Annotated in this window: 15 protein-coding genes; all 15 read left to right on the forward strand. The window is 35.3% G+C overall.

Annotated features, from left to right (window positions below):
- Position 1 precedes the first annotated feature (1 nt).
- Complete coding sequence (locus CCZ01_RS07475) at positions 2-367, forward strand: hypothetical protein (protein WP_112052597.1); 366 nt, start codon at positions 2-4, stop codon at positions 365-367.
- On the forward strand, positions 361-1,524 hold the full coding sequence (gene aepY, locus CCZ01_RS07480; protein ID WP_112052598.1) for a phosphonopyruvate decarboxylase: 1,164 nt from the start codon (positions 361-363) through the stop codon (positions 1,522-1,524). Before CCZ01_RS07475 ends, aepY begins: the two co-directional genes overlap by 7 nt.
- A complete protein-coding gene (locus CCZ01_RS07485) occupies positions 1,521-2,705 on the forward strand; it encodes a phosphonoacetaldehyde reductase (protein WP_258437012.1) in 1,185 nt (394 codons plus the stop codon). The genes aepY and CCZ01_RS07485 overlap by 4 nt, the downstream gene beginning before the upstream one ends.
- Before the next feature lie 161 nt (positions 2,706-2,866).
- Entirely contained in the window at positions 2,867-3,295 is a 429-nt protein-coding gene (locus tag CCZ01_RS10855; RefSeq protein ID WP_258437014.1) for a glycosyltransferase family protein, read from the forward strand.
- A complete protein-coding gene (locus tag CCZ01_RS07495; RefSeq protein WP_258437016.1) occupies positions 3,292-4,365 on the forward strand; it encodes an aminotransferase class V-fold PLP-dependent enzyme in 1,074 nt (357 codons plus the stop codon). The genes CCZ01_RS10855 and CCZ01_RS07495 overlap by 4 nt, the downstream gene beginning before the upstream one ends.
- The gene (locus CCZ01_RS07500; RefSeq protein ID WP_112052600.1) at positions 4,362-5,132 is read left to right on the forward strand and encodes a formyltransferase family protein; all 771 of its coding nucleotides are present in this window, start codon (positions 4,362-4,364) and stop codon (positions 5,130-5,132) included. Before CCZ01_RS07495 ends, CCZ01_RS07500 begins: the two co-directional genes overlap by 4 nt.
- Before the next feature lie 91 nt (positions 5,133-5,223).
- On the forward strand, positions 5,224-5,829 hold the full coding sequence (locus CCZ01_RS07505) for an acyltransferase (protein WP_112052601.1): 606 nt from the start codon (positions 5,224-5,226) through the stop codon (positions 5,827-5,829).
- Positions 5,830-6,384: 555 nt separating this feature from the next.
- The gene (locus CCZ01_RS07510) at positions 6,385-7,482 is read left to right on the forward strand and encodes a glycosyltransferase (protein ID WP_112052602.1); all 1,098 of its coding nucleotides are present in this window, start codon (positions 6,385-6,387) and stop codon (positions 7,480-7,482) included.
- A gap of 3 nt (positions 7,483-7,485) precedes the next feature.
- Positions 7,486-8,130, forward strand: coding sequence for a hypothetical protein (locus tag CCZ01_RS07515; RefSeq protein ID WP_112052603.1), 645 nt, complete (start codon positions 7,486-7,488; stop codon positions 8,128-8,130).
- Positions 8,131-8,215: 85 nt separating this feature from the next.
- Positions 8,216-9,769, forward strand: coding sequence for a nickel ABC transporter substrate-binding protein (gene nikA / locus CCZ01_RS07520; RefSeq protein ID WP_258437019.1), 1,554 nt, complete (start codon positions 8,216-8,218; stop codon positions 9,767-9,769).
- 8 nt (positions 9,770-9,777) lie between these two features.
- Positions 9,778-10,713 carry an ABC transporter permease subunit gene (locus tag CCZ01_RS07525; protein WP_112052605.1) on the forward strand — a complete coding sequence of 312 codons (936 nt, stop codon included), beginning with the start codon at positions 9,778-9,780 and terminating at the stop codon, positions 10,711-10,713.
- Positions 10,710-11,525, forward strand: a complete 816-nt coding sequence (nikC, locus tag CCZ01_RS07530; protein WP_112052606.1) for a nickel ABC transporter permease subunit NikC — start codon at positions 10,710-10,712, stop codon at positions 11,523-11,525. The genes CCZ01_RS07525 and nikC overlap by 4 nt, the downstream gene beginning before the upstream one ends.
- A 2-nt stretch (positions 11,526-11,527) precedes the next feature.
- A complete protein-coding gene (locus CCZ01_RS07535) occupies positions 11,528-12,973 on the forward strand; it encodes an ABC transporter ATP-binding protein (protein WP_112052607.1) in 1,446 nt (481 codons plus the stop codon).
- A gap of 332 nt (positions 12,974-13,305) precedes the next feature.
- Positions 13,306-15,255 (forward strand): lysozyme inhibitor LprI family protein, encoded by a 1,950-nt coding sequence (locus tag CCZ01_RS07540; protein WP_112052608.1) that lies wholly within the window; start codon positions 13,306-13,308, stop codon positions 15,253-15,255.
- Positions 15,256-16,597: 1,342 nt separating this feature from the next.
- A complete protein-coding gene (locus CCZ01_RS07545; protein ID WP_112052609.1) occupies positions 16,598-18,148 on the forward strand; it encodes a DASS family sodium-coupled anion symporter in 1,551 nt (516 codons plus the stop codon).
- The last annotated feature ends 681 nt before the right edge of the window (positions 18,149-18,829 follow it).

The following is an 18,829-nucleotide window of genomic DNA, read 5'->3' on the forward strand; positions in this document are numbered from 1 at the left end:
AATGTTATCAAAATGGATTCAATTTATTTATTGTGGACTTGATTTTTTTATGGATTTTAAATTTCCTCAAAAATATTTGTTTTTGCAAAAATGCAATATTAAACCTGTTCATTCGTTTATACTAAGAGATTCTTACAAAGATTGTTTCCTTAAAATGTTATTTATTTTAAAGAAAGTGAAAAACGATGAATGTATGGTGTTAATTTTTGCAAAGATTAATTTTCAATTTGATACTCATATGTATGAAAAAATTTTTAAAGCTTTAGAATATGAAATAAGTTTTATCCACGAAAATGCTAGAGATATTTTTGAAGGTTGGCATTTTTCTCAAGAATTCAGAAAACAATACAAGGAAATTAAATGCTAGACACGACACAATATGGCAAGCTATTAAGACAAGAAGGGTTTAAATATTTTAGCGGTGTGCCTTGCTCCTACCTCTCTCCTCTAATTAATGATGCGATTAATCAAAATGCTTTTATTATGGCAAATAATGAGGGTGATGCGGTCGCGATTGCAAGTGGTATTAGTCTTGTTGGTGAGAGCTATGGCGTTGTTTTGATGCAAAATAGTGGCTTAAGCAACGCTTTAAGCCCTTTAACAAGCCTGAATTATATCTTTAAAATTCCGATTTTGGGTTTTGTATCTTTGCGTGGAGAATCGGATTCTAGCGGAAAAAATACAGATGAACCACAGCATGAGCTTTTAGGTAGTATCACAGATAAGATTCTTGAAATATGTAAAGTTCCATACATTTTTTTAAGTCAAGATATGTATGAAGCACAGAAGCAGTTGCAAGAGGCAAAGAAATATTTAACACAAGGCGAAAGTTTCTTTTTTATTGTAAAAAATAAAACTTTTAATAAAATTGCTTTGCAAGAATTATCACTTTTAGAGAAGAGGATAGGTAAGGCAGAAGATTCTAAGCAAGAAGATATATTTCCAACAAGGTTAGAAGCTTTAGAGGTCTTGCAATATTTAGGAAAAAATAGCATTCTTTTAGCGACTACGGGCAAAAGTGGCAGGGAGTTATATGAAATTAATGATTCAGAAAATCAGCTTTATATGGTTGGTTCTATGGGTTGTGTAGGGGGGTTAGGGCTTGGAATTTCTTTACAAACAAATAAAAAGGTTATAGCGATTGATGGAGATTCAGCTCTATTGATGAGGCTCGGGGCATTAAGCACAAATGCATATTATGCCAGAATGCGGAATGCAGGGAATTTTTGTCATATTTTGCTAGATAACCAAAGCCATGATAGTACAGGGGGGCAATTTAACCTTTCCCCTTTTGTAGATTTTACTTCCATTGCTTTGTCTTGTGGCTATGAAAGAGTTTGTATGACTCATAATTTAGATGAATTTCAATTGGCTATTGCTGAATTTCTAGAGTGTAGGGCAGGTGGGGCATGGTTTATTTACCTGAAAATTGCAAGAGGGAGCAAAGAAAATCTAGGGCGTCCAAAAGTTACGCCACAAGAGGTCGCAAAACGTTTACGGGAATGGGTAAGGAATAAAAAATGAAGACTTTTCAATATACTAATCCGGTTGAAATTCATTTTAATACCCCTTTTGAGAAAGCTTTAGAATCTCTTAAAGATGATTCTATTTTGCTGGTAACCTCAAAGGGATTTACCCAAAGGGGGCTTACAAAAAAGATTCAAGATAAACTACAAGGTCGTTTAAGCTTTGTGGTGGATTCTATTTTACCTAATCCAGAATTGGCTTTTTTGCAAGATTTAAAGTCAAATCTAAAAAATAATTACGTCTCTATTCTTGCTTTAGGGGGTGGGAGCGTGATCGATTCTGCAAAATTTTTAAGTGTGCAGGGAGAGATTAGCATAAATCATAAGAATTTAGAAATCCAAAAATCAACTTATTTTATTCCTATTTATGCAATTCCAACAACTGCGGGAACGAGCAGTGAGCTGACTTCTTGGGCAACGATATGGGATAGTGATAATGGCATTAAATATTCCTTGCAGGCAAAAGAACTTTATCCAAAAGTTGCATTTTATGATTCTAGTTTAATGTTGTCTTTACCGCTTGAAATAACAATAAATACAGCACTTGACGCACTTTCGCACGCAATAGAATCTATTTGGAATAAGAATGCAAATCCTATTTCAACAGCCTTAAGTTTGAATACAATTTCTTTAATTACGGAATATTTATTTCCGTTGACACAAAATTTAAATGACTTAGAATTGCGAGAAAAAATTACTTTAGCAAGTATTTATGCCGGACTTGCTTTTTCAAATACGCAGACTGCTTTAGCACACGCCATTAGCTACCCTTTGAGTATGGATTTTAATATTCCACATGGACTTGCTTGTAGTTTTAGCCTACCTACTCTTTTAGCTTGTCTGCATGATTCAGAGGTTAAAGAAATTTTACTTCCTTTTGAGAAAAAAATAAATCATCTCTATAATCAATTAGGGATTTCTTTGTTGCCTCAAGATTATGGCTTGAATGCGGATAGAATTCATCATATTTTTATGAATCTAAACGAAAGGGCAAAAAATGGACTTTTTTGTTTAGAAGAAGTAGAAGAAATTTTTATATCATTATTGCAAGGAGAAAGTATGCAAGCAGTTATTTTAGCAGCAGGTATGGGAAGTCGTATAGATGGAAAAATTGATGGGTTTAAAGACAAACCAAAAGGTTTTCTAGAACCCAGCGGGGGGGGGGGGCAGAAAATCTAATTAGTAGAAGCCTTGAGATTCTTTTTTCGCAAGGTATTGAATCTATTTTAATTGGTACGGGCTATAAGAGCGAATATTACGATTCTCTAGCGTCTGCAAACTCTAAAATCTCCACTTTTAAAAATCCTTATTTTGACAGCACAGGGAGTGCATATACTTTATTGAATTTGAAGCAAGAAATCAATGATGATTTTTTGCTTTTAGAATCTGATTTATTATTTGAATCTTCTGCTATCTTTACTTTATTACAAGATGAGCGAAAAGACTTGATTCTAGCAAGTGATTTTACTCAAAGTGGTGATGAAGTGTATTTAGAAATCAATAAAGACTCAACACTTAACAATCTCTCAAAAGATAAGACAAAATTAGAACATTGCGATGCTGAATTAGTCGGTATTTCTAAAATTTCTTTAGAAACCTTACATAATCTTGATTTTACTTCAGCTTTAGAATACGAATATCTGCTTAAAAATATTCCGGTTAAGAAGGTAGATTCTTTAATATGGTGTGAAATCGACTGCAAAGAGCATTTAGATAGGGCGGTGCATTCTATTATTCCAAAACTTCAAGCAAAAGGAGAATGGGTATGATTTTATTAAATCCAGGTCCAGCAAATACAACAATGGGTGTGAAATTAGCACAGATTGTAGATGATATATGTCCAAGAGAAATAGAGTTTGGGCAAATTATGCAAGATGTTTCAAGTGGACTTTTAAAATTTGTGCAGGGTTCTTCAAAAGCTAGGGCGGTATTATTTGGTGGAAGTGGAACTTTAGCTATCGAGTCTTGTCTTTCTTCTGTTGTAGGTAGTGAGGATAAAATTGTTATCATTGTGAATGGAGCGTATGGGAAACGTATGTTTGATATAGCTAAAGCACATGAGAAAAATGTCATCGCCTTTGAATCAGATTTTTTAAGCCCAATCGATTTTATGCAATTAAAAGTTTTTTTAGAATCTCAAAAGCCTCAATTTGTAGGTGTTGTGCATAGTGAAACGACAAGTGGACTCTTAAATGACTTAAAACAACTTTCTTTTATCTGTAAACCTTTGGGAATTAAAATTATTTCGGATTGTATGAGTAGCTTTGCTTGTTACCCTTTGAATTTAAATGAAATTGATTATATTGTTGCTTCAAGCAATAAAAATTTGCAGGGTATGGCTGGAGTTAGTTTTGTTGTTGCAAATGTGGATAATCTTAAAAAAGCATCACATTCAAGAAGTGTCTATTTAGACTTAAAAGCACAAGATGAATATTTTACGAGAACACAGCAAATGCGTTTTACGCCCCCTGTCCAAATTCTCTATGCACTAAAAAAAGCAATTGAGGAATTGTGTATAGAAACATTAGAGGGGCGATATTTGCGTTATAAGAAAAATAATAGCATTCTAAGAAAAGGGCTTTTAGGGTTGGGATTAGAAATTTTCCCAAAAGAATCTTTTGGAGTCATCATCACAGCAATTAAAATGCCTAAGGATATAGATTTTAAAACTCTGCATGATACTTGCAAGAAACAGGGATATACAATTTATCCGGGAAAAATTGAAGGTTTAGAGATGTTTAGAATCGCAAATATTGGAGAGATTTACCCTTATCATATTGAGGGTTTTTTAAATATATTGAGACAATTTTTACAAAACCTTGTAGGAGAAAATGCATGAAAATCTTACTTCTTACCAGCCATCGTAAAGGTGTTAAAAAAGTTTTAAAATATTTGGCTATCACACACCAACTTGAAGCAGTATGTTTTAGCGATAGTGAGCCTCATCATAAAATCAAGCAATTTTGTGATAACTACGACATTCCCATTTTAAGTATAGAAGAATTTGAGACAAGGGATTTTTCCGACATTGATATAGCCATTTCTTATACTTTTACAAGGAAAATTAAAAGAAATGTTTTAGATTCTGTCCCACTTTGCATCAACTTTCATGGTGGCATCCTACCTCAATATAAAGGACATTTTGTGTTGTATTATGGCTTAATGAATGATGAAAAGCAATGGGGCGTGAGCGTGCATATTGTTGATGATAATATTGATGCAGGTGATATTATCCATATTGAAAAATTTTCGCTAGAACCTTTCTGTAGAAATGCAAAAGCAATTTCAGAATATATCTGGAAAGAGATTGGTTTTAGTGCATTAAAAAAGGTATTAAAAATGATTTCACAAGGAACATTGTGTTTATGCAAGCAGGAAAATACAGGTCAATATTATTCTAAAAAAATGTTGCAAAACGAAAAACATATCACTTTACAAGATATTCAAAAAATGAATGTAAATACATTAGAAAAGAAAATTCAATCTCTTTTTTATCCTCCTTACGATGGAGCTTATTTGCAGATTCAAGATAAGAGATTTTATCTTTTAGATGAGCAAAATTGGCAAGAAATTAAGCATTGTTTGTTCTTGTCGGGGGGGGGGTAATTTTTAATACAAAACACTGCACAAAAATATCATATATCGGTATTGTATTATTTCAGCAAAATATTGAATGCGGTTGCATCAAGGAGGTGGTATGAAACAATATCAAGTTCCATCTATTCAAGGTGAATTTTATGGTGTGCAAGAATTACAAGATATGGGTATAACTCTGCCTAAAAATCCGAAAGGGATTTTTATCTCAAAGAAAGCAAGTTTATATAATGCCCATCTAATGACGGTTAATAATTATGTACGCATTGATGATTTCTGCTATATACATGGAAATATTATGATTGGTTCTTTTGTGCATATTTGTGCATTTGTATTGATTTCAGGTGGTGGTAATAAGGTTACTCTTGAAGATTTTGTTACTATTGCCCCACGTGCGAGTATTTTTACAGCAAGTGATGATTATTTGGGGGAAACTTTAACTAACTCTTTGATGATGGCGGAATTTAGGAATAATATGGATATATCAAACATTATACTTAAAAAACATTCTATTGTGGGTGCAAGTAGTGTGATTCTTCCAACAAGTCATGGGCTAGAAGAAGGTGTAAGCGTAGGAGCGATGAGCGTTTTAAAGAGTCCTACAAATTCTTTCGGTGTCTATTGTGGGATTCCAGCTAGACGCATTGCAGAACGTAAAAAGAATCTTTTAGATCTTGAAAGGAAATTTTTAAGTGCATATGTGTTTTGAAGCCCCAGTATGGGTGGAGTATATTAGAATATTTTAGGGAACATCTTTCTAGTTTTCATTCTGTTTTACTTCAGAAAACTAGCAAAAAAATATATTCTATCCGCTGAAATTCCACTTTTTGATTTTTCTGTAATTTTGGCAGAAAAGAATCGTTTACAGACACTTCAAGATTCTAATTTTAAATACAAAAATGTTGCTTGTTTTAAGATTTTTATTACCCAATTTTAAGGGTGCTACTTTGATTGCTGTGAATAAAGTTTATCAGATTTCAAGATTAGGTTTTGAGAATGTAGAAATCCTTGTATACTAAGGCTTTGGATTCACAATCGTGCAGAAATTATTACAAGAGTGCCACAAAACTACCAAGTTCTAGTTTTTTAGCAACATAACTTACTTTAAAAAACAAAAAAATGGTGTTTTAATTTATGTTAAAGTGATTCTTATGTAGCTTATACTCATTGTGCTTGTTTTCTCGAAAAAGCTGACTTTTATTGCTTAAAGCCTCACAAAAGTCAAAAACTGCTATAATCTTAGCACTTTGTTCAAAGGAGTGCAATGAATCACTTTAAAGTGTTACACACTGAATGGTCTATGGGGTGGGGCGGTCAGGAAATCAGAGTTATTGGCGAAATGGAGAAAATGCGGGAACTTGGTTGTGAATTAGGACTTGCTACAAGAGAGAATGCAGTTATTTTGCAAGAAGCACAAAAAAGAGGATTTGCAACATATGTTTTGCCTTTCGCTCGTAAAACCGACTTAAACACTATTTTTTCACTTAGAAAAATTATCAAAGAACATCAATATAATATCATTAATACACATAGCGAAATAGACACTTGGTGTGGTGGTTTTGCAGCTTTATTGAATTCTGTTAAATTTATTCGTACGCGTCATCTTTCAAATCCAATTGATCCTTCTTTATTTAATTTTATTAACCAACTTGCGGATTTTGTTTTTACAACAGGGGAGCAGGTAAGAGAATCTATGATTAAAAATAATCGCATCGCCTCACATCGTGTTCTCTCTATCCCAACAGGCATCAACCTGCAACGTTTTGACCCGGAAAAATATGATAAAAAAGAATGTCGTGAAAAATTAAATCTTCCACAAGATGCCGTCATTGTTGGTAATTTAGGAGTTTTGCGTAAATTCAAACGTCAAGATTTATTTATTCGCATTGCAGCACAAGTTAAGAATGCTTATTTTGTAATTGCAGGAAAAGAAACAGAAGAAATGAAAGAGTATCTTTTAGGAATTGCTGCTGAAGAAGGCGTTCAAGATAGAATTATATTTTTAGGGCATCTCGAAAAACCTGAATATTTTTTAAAGGCGATTGATATTTTCTTAATGACTTCTGATCGTAATGAGGGTGTACCGCAAAGTCTTATGCAAGCTTTGGCGATGGAGTTGCCATGCATTGCCAGTAACATCGGAAGTATTCGGGATTTGCATTATTGCGATAGCGAAGGGGAGAATTTTATTCTTTTGCACAGTAATCCAACTGAGGAAGAATACACAATGACTCTTAAACGATTGCTAGAGCATATGGATTTAGTCACACCTAACCGCTTGTTTATTTCTACTCGGTTTTCAGAAGAAATAATGGGAGAAAAGATCCTTAATACCTATCAAATGCTGATTAATGAAAGATAAAAAATGAGTGTACTTTCACCCATTTTTATTGCTCCAAATAGCTATGCTCATCAGCATCGGCTAAAGTCGTTTGGAAATTTTATTTCTCAAGAGGAATTTGAAATAGCTTCCAAACAAACAGATTCACCCTCTGCATTAGTAATCTTTATCGGTGGTTTTTGTGATAGCTTTTCACGAGGTATTTTCAATGCGTTTTATTTATTTCAACATCAATTTTTTTGGAAATTTTATATCACTTTCAACGGTCGTTCTTATTTTATGCCACTCATTCAAGAATGCTCACAAACAAACCTTCCTTTATTTGTTATTGCTCATAGTTGGGGTGCAAATGAATTACTTATTGCTTTGCAAAAAAAGCAATCCTGCTTGATTCACTATCTCCTTACACTTGATGCAGTGGGTTATCGCCCCATCTTGCATCGCCCAACAGGCATTCAATACTGGGAAAATATTTTTGTTCACAATCATTGGACATTAATCAATCGTGCCAATATTGCAGCACTCATTGGACATGCTAAAAAAAATATAGCTCTTGCCGATTGCAATACTCCAATATATGCTCCATTCCATCACAATAGTATTCATGCCATGCTGAATGCCTCAAAGCTCCAAAGTAAAATAATTGAGTATTCTTCTTCAACTATTTAGATCAGCCCTCATAAACTGCTTTTCAGCTTAACTCGCTACAATTCCGTATCTTCTCAAGACTTTATCGGTAAGGAAATTTCCAATAATGAAATCGATATTACTAATGCTCACAACTGCCTTTTTGTCATTATCATTTTTGTTTGCGAAAGGTATTATTGGTGCATGGCCTGTGAATGCAGGTCCTCTTAATCCCCATCTCTATACCCCAAACCAAATGTATGCACAAGTGCTTGTTTATGAAGGATTGGTTCGTTACAACAAAGATGGGAGTATAGGTCCTGCTATCGCTGAATCCTGGCAAATTTCTGATGATGGTAAAACTTACACATTCACATTAAAAGAGAACCGACTTTTTTCTGATGGTACTCCTATTGATGCTTTTGCTGTGGAAAAAAATTTTCAGACAATCATCATGAATAAAGCACGACATCAATGGTTAGGTATCGTCAATAAAATTGAATCTTTTAAAGCTCTTGACTCTACACACTTTGAGCTTAAGCTTAGTAGCCCCTATGTGGCGACACTCAATGAGCTTAGTCTTCCACGTCCTTTTAGAATCTTAGCACCATCAGGATTTAAGACACAAGATACCTCAAAAGGTATTGCAAAAGCGGTTGGGTCAGGTGCTTGGCAACTTATAGAAACAAAGCTTGGTGAGTATGATATATTTGTTCCAAATCCACATTTTAATGGTAAAAAGCCTGCATTTGAATGGTTAATTATGAAGGTGTTGCCTGACCCAAATGCAAGAGTTTTAGCCTTGCAAAGTGGTGCGATTGATATTCTAACCGGTAAAGATTCTATCAGCTTGGAGAATTTTGTTCGCTTACAGAAGGATTCAAACTTTGGTGTAGAGAAATCAGATATTCAAGGTACGACAACGCTTGTCATTAATGCTTCTCATAATCGCCTTACGCAATATGATATTGCAATTAGGAAAGCTATTTTGCACGCATTTAATAAAGATAGTGTTATTTCTGGAATTTTGTTAAATGTAGAACAAAAAGCCGACAACCTTTTTAGCCCTACCTTACCCTATGCTAATCAGTCATTGCATCATTATGCGTTCAATCAGGAACTTGCTCGACATCTTTTAGATGAGGCGGGTTGGAAACTAAAAGGAAAAATGCGTTACAAAGATGGAAAAAAATTAGAATTAAATTTAGTTTATATCGGTACAAACCCTATTCAAAAGGCTATTTCTGAAGCCTTGCAGGGAGATTTGGCAAAAGTGGGCATTACACTTCATTTGGTTGCGAGTGAGGAGGTTTCCTTTTATCAAACACAAAAGAATGGAAATTTTGATATTATTTTTAATGAAACATGGGGTAACCCCTATGATCCACATTCTTTTTTGGGCTCAATGCTTTCTTCCTCTCATGCTGACTATACCGCACAACAAGATTTACCTAACAAAGCTGAAATTGATAAAGGTATCCAAAATATCCTTAATACTGCTAATCCAAAAGTATTGCAAGAAAATTACTCTTTTGTGCTAAATGCTCTCAATGATAGTGCCATTTATCTACCCATTAGCTATAGTTTTGTTCCAGCAGTTTATCGAAAAGATAGAATTAAAAACTTTGAATTTGGGGCTATGCAGACAGAATTTATGTTTCATCTTCTGACTCATCCTTAGGTGCATGTATGCTAGTTTTTATCTGTAAAAGATTAGCGCTCCTCATTCCTTTGTTGTTATTTGTCTCTTTTATTGTGTTTTCTTTATTGTATTTGAGTCCTGTAGACCCTGCCTTTTCTTATCTTACCCAATCACAAATTCCTCCAACACAAGAGGCTTTACAGGAAGCAAGAATTGAACTTGGATTAGATAAGCCCTTTTTAGAGCAATATTTTACATGGCTTAAAAACGCAATAATGCTTGATTTTGGCAATTCCTATGTTACAAAACGTGCAGTGCTTGATGATATTTTGTACTACTTACCCACAACCTTAAATCTCACATTTTTAGCAATGTTTTTTATTGTACTCGTTAGTATTCCCGTAGGAATTTTAGCGGCTTATAAGAAAGATTCTATATGGGATAAAATAATTATATTCTTTTCTTTTAGCGGTGTTTCATTCCCTAGCTTTTGGTTTGGTTTTCTGCTTATCTATATCTTTTCCCTAAAATTTAATGTACTCATTCCCTATCAATCAATAGGCTTTGAACGTTATATTTTACCGACAATCACTCTTGCTTTAATGTCTTTAAGTATCAATATTCGACTTGTCCGTTCAAGTATTCTTGAACACAAAAACGATAAAAGCTTATTTTATGCGAAAGCAAGAGGATTGAGCAAACAACAAGTCCAACTTCATTTGCTAAAAAATTCCCTTCTCCCTGTGGTTACTTCTTTTGGAATGCATTTTGGAGAATTGCTTGGTGGTGCAGTTGTCGTAGAAATTCTGTTTGCATTACCTGGTTTAGGACGTTATGCTGTCAGTGCTATCTATAGCCATGACTATCCTGTTTTGCAATGTTTTATGCTTTTTATGACAACAATTTTTATTTGTGTTAATCTATTAGTTGATATTTTTTGTGTTTTTATGAATCCTAAAATCCGCTACGAGAAACAAATATGAACCACATACAATCTATAAAATTATACATTCCTCTTATTGGTATATTTTGCATTTTATTCCTTGCTTTTTTTGCGAATTATTTACCCCATGATCCTATTGAAGTTGACTTAACAAAGAAATTTCTGCCACCAACAATGGAGCATTGGCTAGGAACAGACCATCTTGGAAGAGATGTGCTTACAAGGCTTATCTATGGGGCGAGAACCTCTCTATTTTCTGTCTTTATTATTTGTGTTCTCATTGTATTTTTTTCATTTATTGTCGGTTTTATTGCTGGTTATAAGGGTGGCTATTACGACGCCATTTTTATGCGAATCTGTGATATTTTCTTTGCATTTCCCACTTTTATACTTGCTTTATTTTTGATTGGGATTCTTGGTGTTGGTTTAAATAATGTCATTATCGCTATTGTGCTAACGCACTGGGCTTGGTATGCTAGAATTGTCCGCTCTTTAGTGCTGGAATCACGTAGTCACCCATTTGTATTGGCAAGTATCGCAATGGGTTCGAGTGAGTGGCAGGTGATTGTGCGACATATTTTGCCATCCGTTTTTTCTCAAATGATTATCCTTGTAACACTTGATATTGGACATATGCTTTTACATGTATCTGGACTTTCATTTTTGGGACTTGGAGTTACTGCACCCACACCTGAATGGGGAGTTATGATTAATGACGCTGCTCCACATATTATGGAACATTACACACTAATTATTTATCCAGGTTTAGCTATTTTTATTACTGTTGCTTTATTCAATTTACTTGGTGAGGCTTTGCGTGATAGACTAGACCCTGAATATGAGGTAGTATAAGTATGAAAAAGCTAATTTCTTTTGAATCTTTTTATCTGTATCACGCACAACAGACTATCTTGCATAATATCACTTATGATATTTATGAAAATGAAACCCTTGTATTGCTTGGATCTTCTGGTTCTGGAAAGAGTTTGAGTGCAAGAGCAATTATGGGGCTTTTGCCACAAAACTTACAAACAAAGGGATTTGTGCGTTGGCATTGTCCAAAAAAATTTGGAATTGTTATGCAAAATCCTGCTTCTTGTTTCGATTCTATCTTTACAATTCAACAACATTTTGATGAGACTTTTTACGCAAAAAAACTTCCACGTGATTCAAGAGTTTATCGGCAACTTTTAAAAGAAGTAGATATTGAAGAATCTGTATTAAAGGCATATCCTTTTGAATTGAGCGGTGGAATGTTGCAACGAATAATGATTGCCCTTGCTTTATGTTCGCATTCACCTTTATTAATTGCTGATGAACCTAGCAGTGATATCGACACGCAAGGACAAAAAGAGCTTATGGAATTGATTTATCGCCTAAAGGCAAAACAAAACTTTGCTATTTTGTTTATTACACACGATTTAAGCATCGCACAACAATACGCTGACCGTATTATTTTAATGGATAAAGGTAGAATTCAAGAAGAAAATGATAAGGAATCTTTTTTTGAATCTCCAAAGCAAGAAATTACGCATTCTTTCTTAAACGCACATACGCTTTTAAATCGAGCAAAAAGCCGGTTTGAGCAAAAAGGAAACACGCATTCACATTCAGAAATCCTCATGGAAGCAAAAAATATTCATCTTGCTTACCATCAGGGAAATTTTTTTGCTAAAAAGATACCTAAAAAAATTTTAAATAACATTGATTTTTGTTTATATCGGGGCAAGAATGCGGGAATTGTAGGAAAAAATGGTGCAGGAAAAAGCACATTAATGTGGGTTTTACTTGGTATTCAACCAGCAGATTCAGCACAAATTACCCTTAATTCTATTCCTATTACAAAAATCAAGGAATATCGTCGTCATATCAGTATGGTTTTTCAGAATCCACCCGCAAGCCTTAACCCAAGATTCAGTGCACAAGATGCTATTATTGAACCTTTAAGAAATATTGGATATTCTAAGCAAGAGTGTTTGCGAGAGGCAAATTTTATTGCACAATCTTTAAAGATAGAATCTTTACATAAAAAAACAATCCATTTCAGTGGTGGAGAACAGCAACGCATTGCTATTGCGAGGGCGATTATCACAAAACCATCGGTAGTTATTCTAGATGAAGCTTTAAGTAATTTAGATATGCTTTTGCAAGCTCAAATTATTACTCTTTTGAAGGATATTCAACAACAATTTTCACTTACTTATCTTGTTATTTCTCATGATATGCGGATTGTTTATGCACTTTGTGAAGATATTTGGGAAATGCAGGGAGGAAGAATACATAAAAAGTTACCATCTTAGAGGCTAAATATTTATAAAAAATGTTGTAATTTTTATAAAATAGTTTACGGAAATTACTAAAATTCTTGTTATAAACTTATAAATCATAAAAGTTAATTTTGTTTTTAATTTGTTTAGCAAACTTTTCTGCCATTCAAAGAAAGTAATAGCGGAAGTAAAAATAAAACAGGAGAGATATATAGTAGCTAACCTGTTACTACGAATGTAAATATAAAAATACTAGAAATTCTCTAGATTTCTTACTTTTTAAATAAAATTTATTTATCTATTGCTTGTTATTTGGGATATTTTGTTACAATGTAGCTCGTTGCTATTGTTTTTGGAGGTATGCTATGCTATGTATCAATATTCTAGTAGGATTCTTGCCATATTTTTATCGAATATTTCTTGTAAAAAACCTCACTACAAATCATCTTACAAGTTTTCCCACTAAATATCTTACCCTAGTTCTCTTGATTTTTTTGTTTGCTAACAAAACTTTATACTCTAGCCAATCTAGTGAAATAGATTTTACAGATCCTACGCCTTTATATGTGAGCTTCAAGGCGGATTTCAAGCAAGATTCTAATAATTCCAAACAATTCTTAAAGCTTAAACAAACAGACAAAAAATGGCAAGATTTTGTAGAGCGAATGCCCGAGCTAGTCAATGCACTGAACAATATCACAAGCTTTTATCCCTTTGAGCCAAAGTATGATATGGATATGATGGGAGTGAAGGAGGATTCTATAAGTCTGCAAAAGCATTTCGCCGACTATGAGGCACACGCCAAATCCTTGCGCGATTTGCGTCTCGCACTCTTTCACGCCCTCGAGCATACCGATGACCCCGAGATTACCGCTATCATCGCACTTCATACCGCCCTTAGCTATTATGCCAAAGACTATCTCTATGAGTTTGATGAGATAGAATCTGCTATGCGTGTATATTTTCGGGGTGAAGGCAAAGTAGGCGTCCCTCAAGTCCTTGCGGAGTATCAGGACTTGATAGCTTTCCTAAGCAAGGCAGTAGCGGATTCTACGCCAAACATTATGGAATACATTACCAAGCAATTTAATGCTAGTCTTACCAACCTACGCTTTATGGGGAGCGAAAATGGTATCGGCAAACTCTCCAATGATAACGACCTCTTTGCCTACCTCGTCTCATATCAAGGCAGTGGGCGGTTTGCGTGGTGGTATGTGAGTGAGCCTCTAAGGAACCTAGAATATTGCAAACAAAATAAAATTGCAAACTGCTCTGCATTCCTTGACATAGAAATAGAGACAGATGACGGGCGAGGGGACTATTACTCCGCCTTTGTCGTGCCATACAAGAAAGGCTATTTCGCCCTCTATGGCGTGAATGGCAAAGCAAGTGATAGATTGCAAAATCCGCGCTCTTTATACTTTTTTGCTCAAGGCTCACTAGGTCAAGTCGAAGCAAATCCGCAACACTATCGCATCGCAAAGATAAAGACGACAAATACAGGCGTCAATAAAGCAGATATGGGAGACAATCCGCTCGCAAAAGATATGCCCGAATGTAGCCTCTATCGGCTTGATGAATGTCCCAAAGATATGGTGCAGATAATGGAATCTTATCTCAAAGGGAGCAAATACGACAAGGGTGGCAAGATAGACTATGAAGCATTGTTGCAAACGCTTGATAGACCGACTTTCGCGGGTGAAGTCGCACTCCCACAGAGTAAGAAAAAGGCATTGATGTTTCTATGGGGGACGCAAGTCGGAGGGCGTGGATACCCTCAAACCCTTGTCAGTCTCATCGATAAAGATATGAATGTCCTCTATAATGATAGCATACATGGCGAGGCGAAGCTCGTCAAACACGCGAAATACGGCGAGGTGCTATTTGCTAATGATTATGCAAGTGGTGAGCAAAACTATTATGCTATCAACAATGAAAATGGCGCATTGAGCCTTGAAGTCGTGGAATCATGGGAAAGTGTGAAATATCAAATCACGGGATTTGAGCCACCCGCAGATTGGGCAAAGGAGCTTATAAATCGTGAGCGATATGGGAGTGTAACAAGCTTTGATTGTGAGAATGGGAATCTCAACAATATTGAGGAGCAAATCTGTGCGGATTTCGCCCTCACACTTGGCGATAGAATCCTCAATGAATTTTATAATGCCAAATACCTCAATGCGAGTGGCGAGGCGAAAAAGAAGCTCTTTAACGCACAAATGCAGTGGCTCAAAAAACGCAATCAATGCGGAAGTGGCAATATAGCGTGTCTCTATCATCAAATCAGCGGACGCATAGGGGAATTGAGGAAGTAGTTTTGTTTTCAGTATAAAAGGAAGTGCTAGATTTTAGATTGTCCCAAATTCACTTAGCTACCTGTATTTACAATGAAAGTAGGGTAGATATGTTTAATAAGCCTGTAAGATTTTGCTTTTGATGTTTTGAGAACTTAAAGCTATGTATAAACTAAAATAAGCAGTGGTGTATGCGTACAAGTTATAATCGCTAATCAGTAACTCCATGCTTTTGCTCACACTTGTTCTTGTTTGTGCTTATTCATTCCATATGCCATTTTTGCTTAAAATCAAAGTAAACATTTTACTTCGATTCTATCTGAAAATGGATAAAAACAATAAAAAATAATCAAAAGAATTAGATATAATTAAGTTAACATTAATATCAATGGAAGCTTTAACTGAAGATAAAGAAGTTACTGCTGATTTAAAAACTTTATGAAGAACACCATGAAATGCAAAATGTTTCTAGTGCCATCAAGGAAGTAGTATAAGAGCCTACTCAATCATAAAGAGTCCAAAAGCTAGAAGTTAAAAAGATTTAACTGCCACAAAACAAACATTAGAAATTTACAATAAAAAACAGAGGAAAAAATACCATATCATATAATCAAGCAAAATAGGCAATAATTTGATAGATTGCTTAGGAAGGCCAAAATAATCAGCTATTGGTGGAGACGTCATCTGCAAATGCAGCATCCACAAGGCTAGACCGTTACGCTAGTAAATCAAACGATTTACCTAAGTGCAATAAAGCACCTTCAATAGCCGACGAAAACATTGTAACACAAATATAGTTTAAACTTAATTACAGAAGATTAAAATGTTTTATAGATAAAAATGGAGTAAAAATTTATGAATGGGAAAATAGCGAGAATTAAGATTTAGATGTGTTGTTAAGGTTGCTAAATAAAGGAGAGGGTCCCGATGTGCCACTATCCTCCTCTAACAACCGAATTATAACATTTTATTCTGATAGGAATATTAACCAAAAAAATGGAACTTAAAAATCCAGAGTTGATGAATATTGTTAAAATATTTTTAAAAACTGTTTTAATAGTAAATTATAATTTATTTAATAATTACACACCCTAAACCTCTAAACCTGTATTTAAGATTTTAATCAATAATTTAACACCAAAAGCAATTAAAGAAGAAATAACTAAAATTAAATCAAATACCGATTTTAGAGGAATGAGCGGGAGAGGCTTTTCGAGAAGTTAAGCGGATTAGATTGTGGGTTTTAATCCAAAATAAGAGAAATTCTAAATCATTCTAAAAATCACTAGAATTATTGTATAATTTTACTTGTTTTTTTACAGGCGAAGGGTTAAATTAAAGAGGTAAATTTTGGAGGTATATTATGAATGAGAAGGCTAAATTCTATATCAAACTGCTCGCTCCCGTCGCTTTTGGTTTGGTAATGTTTTTCTTGCCACGATTTTGGGGTGTGAGTGCGCCTAGTGGGTGTTCGGTGAATGCGTGGCTCTATCTCTCAATCTTTATGGGGCTTATTGTGGGGCTGATTTTAGAGCCTATCCCACCAGCGTTTATTGGTGTGATTGCTATCGTTGTGGCGGTGATTTTTCGACTTGGACCAAAGGGTTCGGGTACAGATGATGCGGTGACAAAGGCAGGTGATGCGATAAATTGGGGGCTTAGTGGATTCTCAAACGCCGTCGTGTGGTTGATTTTTGCTGCATTTACGATTGGGCTTGGATTTGCAAAGACAGGGCTTGGTGAACGTATCGCACTATGGCTTGTAAGTAAGCTTGGCAAATCCACATTAGGTTTAGGCTATGCTATCTCGATTATTGACTTAATCCTTGCACCATTTATTCCTAGTAATGCGGCACGAAGCGGTGGTTCTGTCTATCCTATCGTTACAAATATTGCTTCGATGTTTGATAGTCATCCAGATAAGAATCCTCGCAAAATCGGGGCATATCTCGTATGGGTAGGATTGGCGAGTGCGTGTGTGTCAAGCTCGATTTTCTTGACCGGACAAGCTCCCAACCCGCTTGCACTCACACAAATCGAAAAAGGTAGTGGACAAGTCGTGGATTGGATGAGTTGGTTTTTGGCATTTTTGCCGGTGGGGGTGATACTTTTCATCATTACTCCATTGCTTGCGTATTTCATCTATCCACCGGAAGTGAAAGGCTCTAGCGAAGTCGTCTCATGGGCACAGGAAAAATACAAGGCACTTGGTGCGATTACGAAACCTCAGATTTATATGGTAGGCGTTGCAGCTGTTGGGCTTGTTCTATGGGTAGGAGCGAGTTTCTTCCCTAAAACCGCACTCTATAATCTCAATGCCACGACAACCGCACTCCTAATGATAGTGCTAATGGTGGCGGCGAAAGTCATCACTTGGCAGGATTTCTTAGGCAACAAACCCGCGTGGAATACGCTCGTGTGGTTCGCGACTTTGGTAGCGATGGCAGGAGGGCTAAGCAATGTAGGATTTATTGATTGGCTTGCAAAATTCTTCAATGGTATGTTTGACGAAACTTCGCTTCTCGTCGCGACAATCGCTCTTACTTTGGTATTCTCATGGCTACGATACTTCTTCGCTTCCGGGACGGCATTCGTTGTAGCGGTAATGTCGGTATTTATCGTGATGGTGCAAGCAGCGGTGCAAGGTGCAGTGCAGGCAGGCTCGCTTACAGAGGCACAAGCTGTGCTTGAAGCAAATAAAATCCTCCTTATTCTCATCTTGCCGATGGGCTTTATGGGGATAATCACGCCTTATGGCACAGGCTGTTCTCCATTGTGGTTTGGAAGTCACTATATTAAAGGACCTCAATTCTTCCTGCTAGGTGGGATTTTCGCTATTATCTATATGGCAATATTCTTGCTCGTGGGGCTTCCGTGGATAGAATTTATCACACCTTATTTGAGTTTCCATTAGACTCTATGTCCTTGGATGGCACGTTTAAATCTGTGCCATCTTGTGCGGTGTTCTTATTTTTTATATTTGTTGTTTCCATTTTTGTGGGTTACATTGCGGTATTTTAAAAGAAATGGGTATATTCCTTTAAAGCACCTATTATAGGAGTCTGTAAAAGGCTTTAATAAAAGTGTGCCAATTTTGTGTCAATTTAAGTTTTATTTAAAGACTAGGATAGAGTCTATAACCTTTATAATAATACACTCAACCCTTAAAAACTCTCTATAAAAAACATATTTTTGCCATTTTCATTTTTTGCCATTCCTATACTATTGCATTGCATTCACTCAAAAAATTATCAAAAACAACAAAAGTTTCTTTCTTATAACACATATTTCAAGCCCATTTTTTGGAGAAAAAAAACAATCCGCCCCGCCCACACACAACCCAAAAAAACAAACCGCCCCCGCACCTAAGCACAAAAGGGCATAGAACATTCATAAATGCGTTTTATAATGCAAGAAGATACAAATACCTTTGTTATTATTAAATGTAGTTTTTAAGGCTTATAGAGTTAATATAGGCTATGTTTTTGTTTGTAGTCGTTTTTTGTAGCTACGCTATCCCCCACAATCTAGCGTAAGTTTTTTGTGCTTAAGGAGAAACTAAGTGGGGGAATCCTAAAATAATGCGGATTAGTTT

The organism is Helicobacter monodelphidis (assembly GCF_003288845.1).
Lineage (GTDB): Bacteria > Campylobacterota > Campylobacteria > Campylobacterales > Helicobacteraceae > NHYN01.

Bases quoted from the DNA above. Each gene is read 5' to 3' on its own strand.
- CCZ01_RS07475 (WP_112052597.1), top strand. From the start codon at position 2: ATGTTATCAAAATGGATTCAATTTATTTATTGTGGACTTGATTTTTTT.
- aepY (WP_112052598.1), top strand. From the start codon at position 361: ATGCTAGACACGACACAATATGGCAAGCTATTAAGACAAGAAGGGTTT.
- CCZ01_RS07485 (WP_258437012.1), top strand. From the start codon at position 1,521: ATGAAGACTTTTCAATATACTAATCCGGTTGAAATTCATTTTAATACC.
- CCZ01_RS07495 (WP_258437016.1), top strand. From the start codon at position 3,292: ATGATTTTATTAAATCCAGGTCCAGCAAATACAACAATGGGTGTGAAA.
- CCZ01_RS07500 (WP_112052600.1), top strand. From the start codon at position 4,362: ATGAAAATCTTACTTCTTACCAGCCATCGTAAAGGTGTTAAAAAAGTT.
- CCZ01_RS07505 (WP_112052601.1), top strand. From the start codon at position 5,224: ATGAAACAATATCAAGTTCCATCTATTCAAGGTGAATTTTATGGTGTG.
- CCZ01_RS07510 (WP_112052602.1), top strand. From the start codon at position 6,385: ATGAATCACTTTAAAGTGTTACACACTGAATGGTCTATGGGGTGGGGC.
- CCZ01_RS07515 (WP_112052603.1), top strand. From the start codon at position 7,486: ATGAGTGTACTTTCACCCATTTTTATTGCTCCAAATAGCTATGCTCAT.
- nikA (WP_258437019.1), top strand. From the start codon at position 8,216: ATGAAATCGATATTACTAATGCTCACAACTGCCTTTTTGTCATTATCA.
- CCZ01_RS07525 (WP_112052605.1), top strand. From the start codon at position 9,778: ATGCTAGTTTTTATCTGTAAAAGATTAGCGCTCCTCATTCCTTTGTTG.
- nikC (WP_112052606.1), top strand. From the start codon at position 10,710: ATGAACCACATACAATCTATAAAATTATACATTCCTCTTATTGGTATA.
- CCZ01_RS07535 (WP_112052607.1), top strand. From the start codon at position 11,528: ATGAAAAAGCTAATTTCTTTTGAATCTTTTTATCTGTATCACGCACAA.
- CCZ01_RS07540 (WP_112052608.1), top strand. From the start codon at position 13,306: ATGCTATGTATCAATATTCTAGTAGGATTCTTGCCATATTTTTATCGA.
- CCZ01_RS07545 (WP_112052609.1), top strand. From the start codon at position 16,598: ATGAATGAGAAGGCTAAATTCTATATCAAACTGCTCGCTCCCGTCGCT.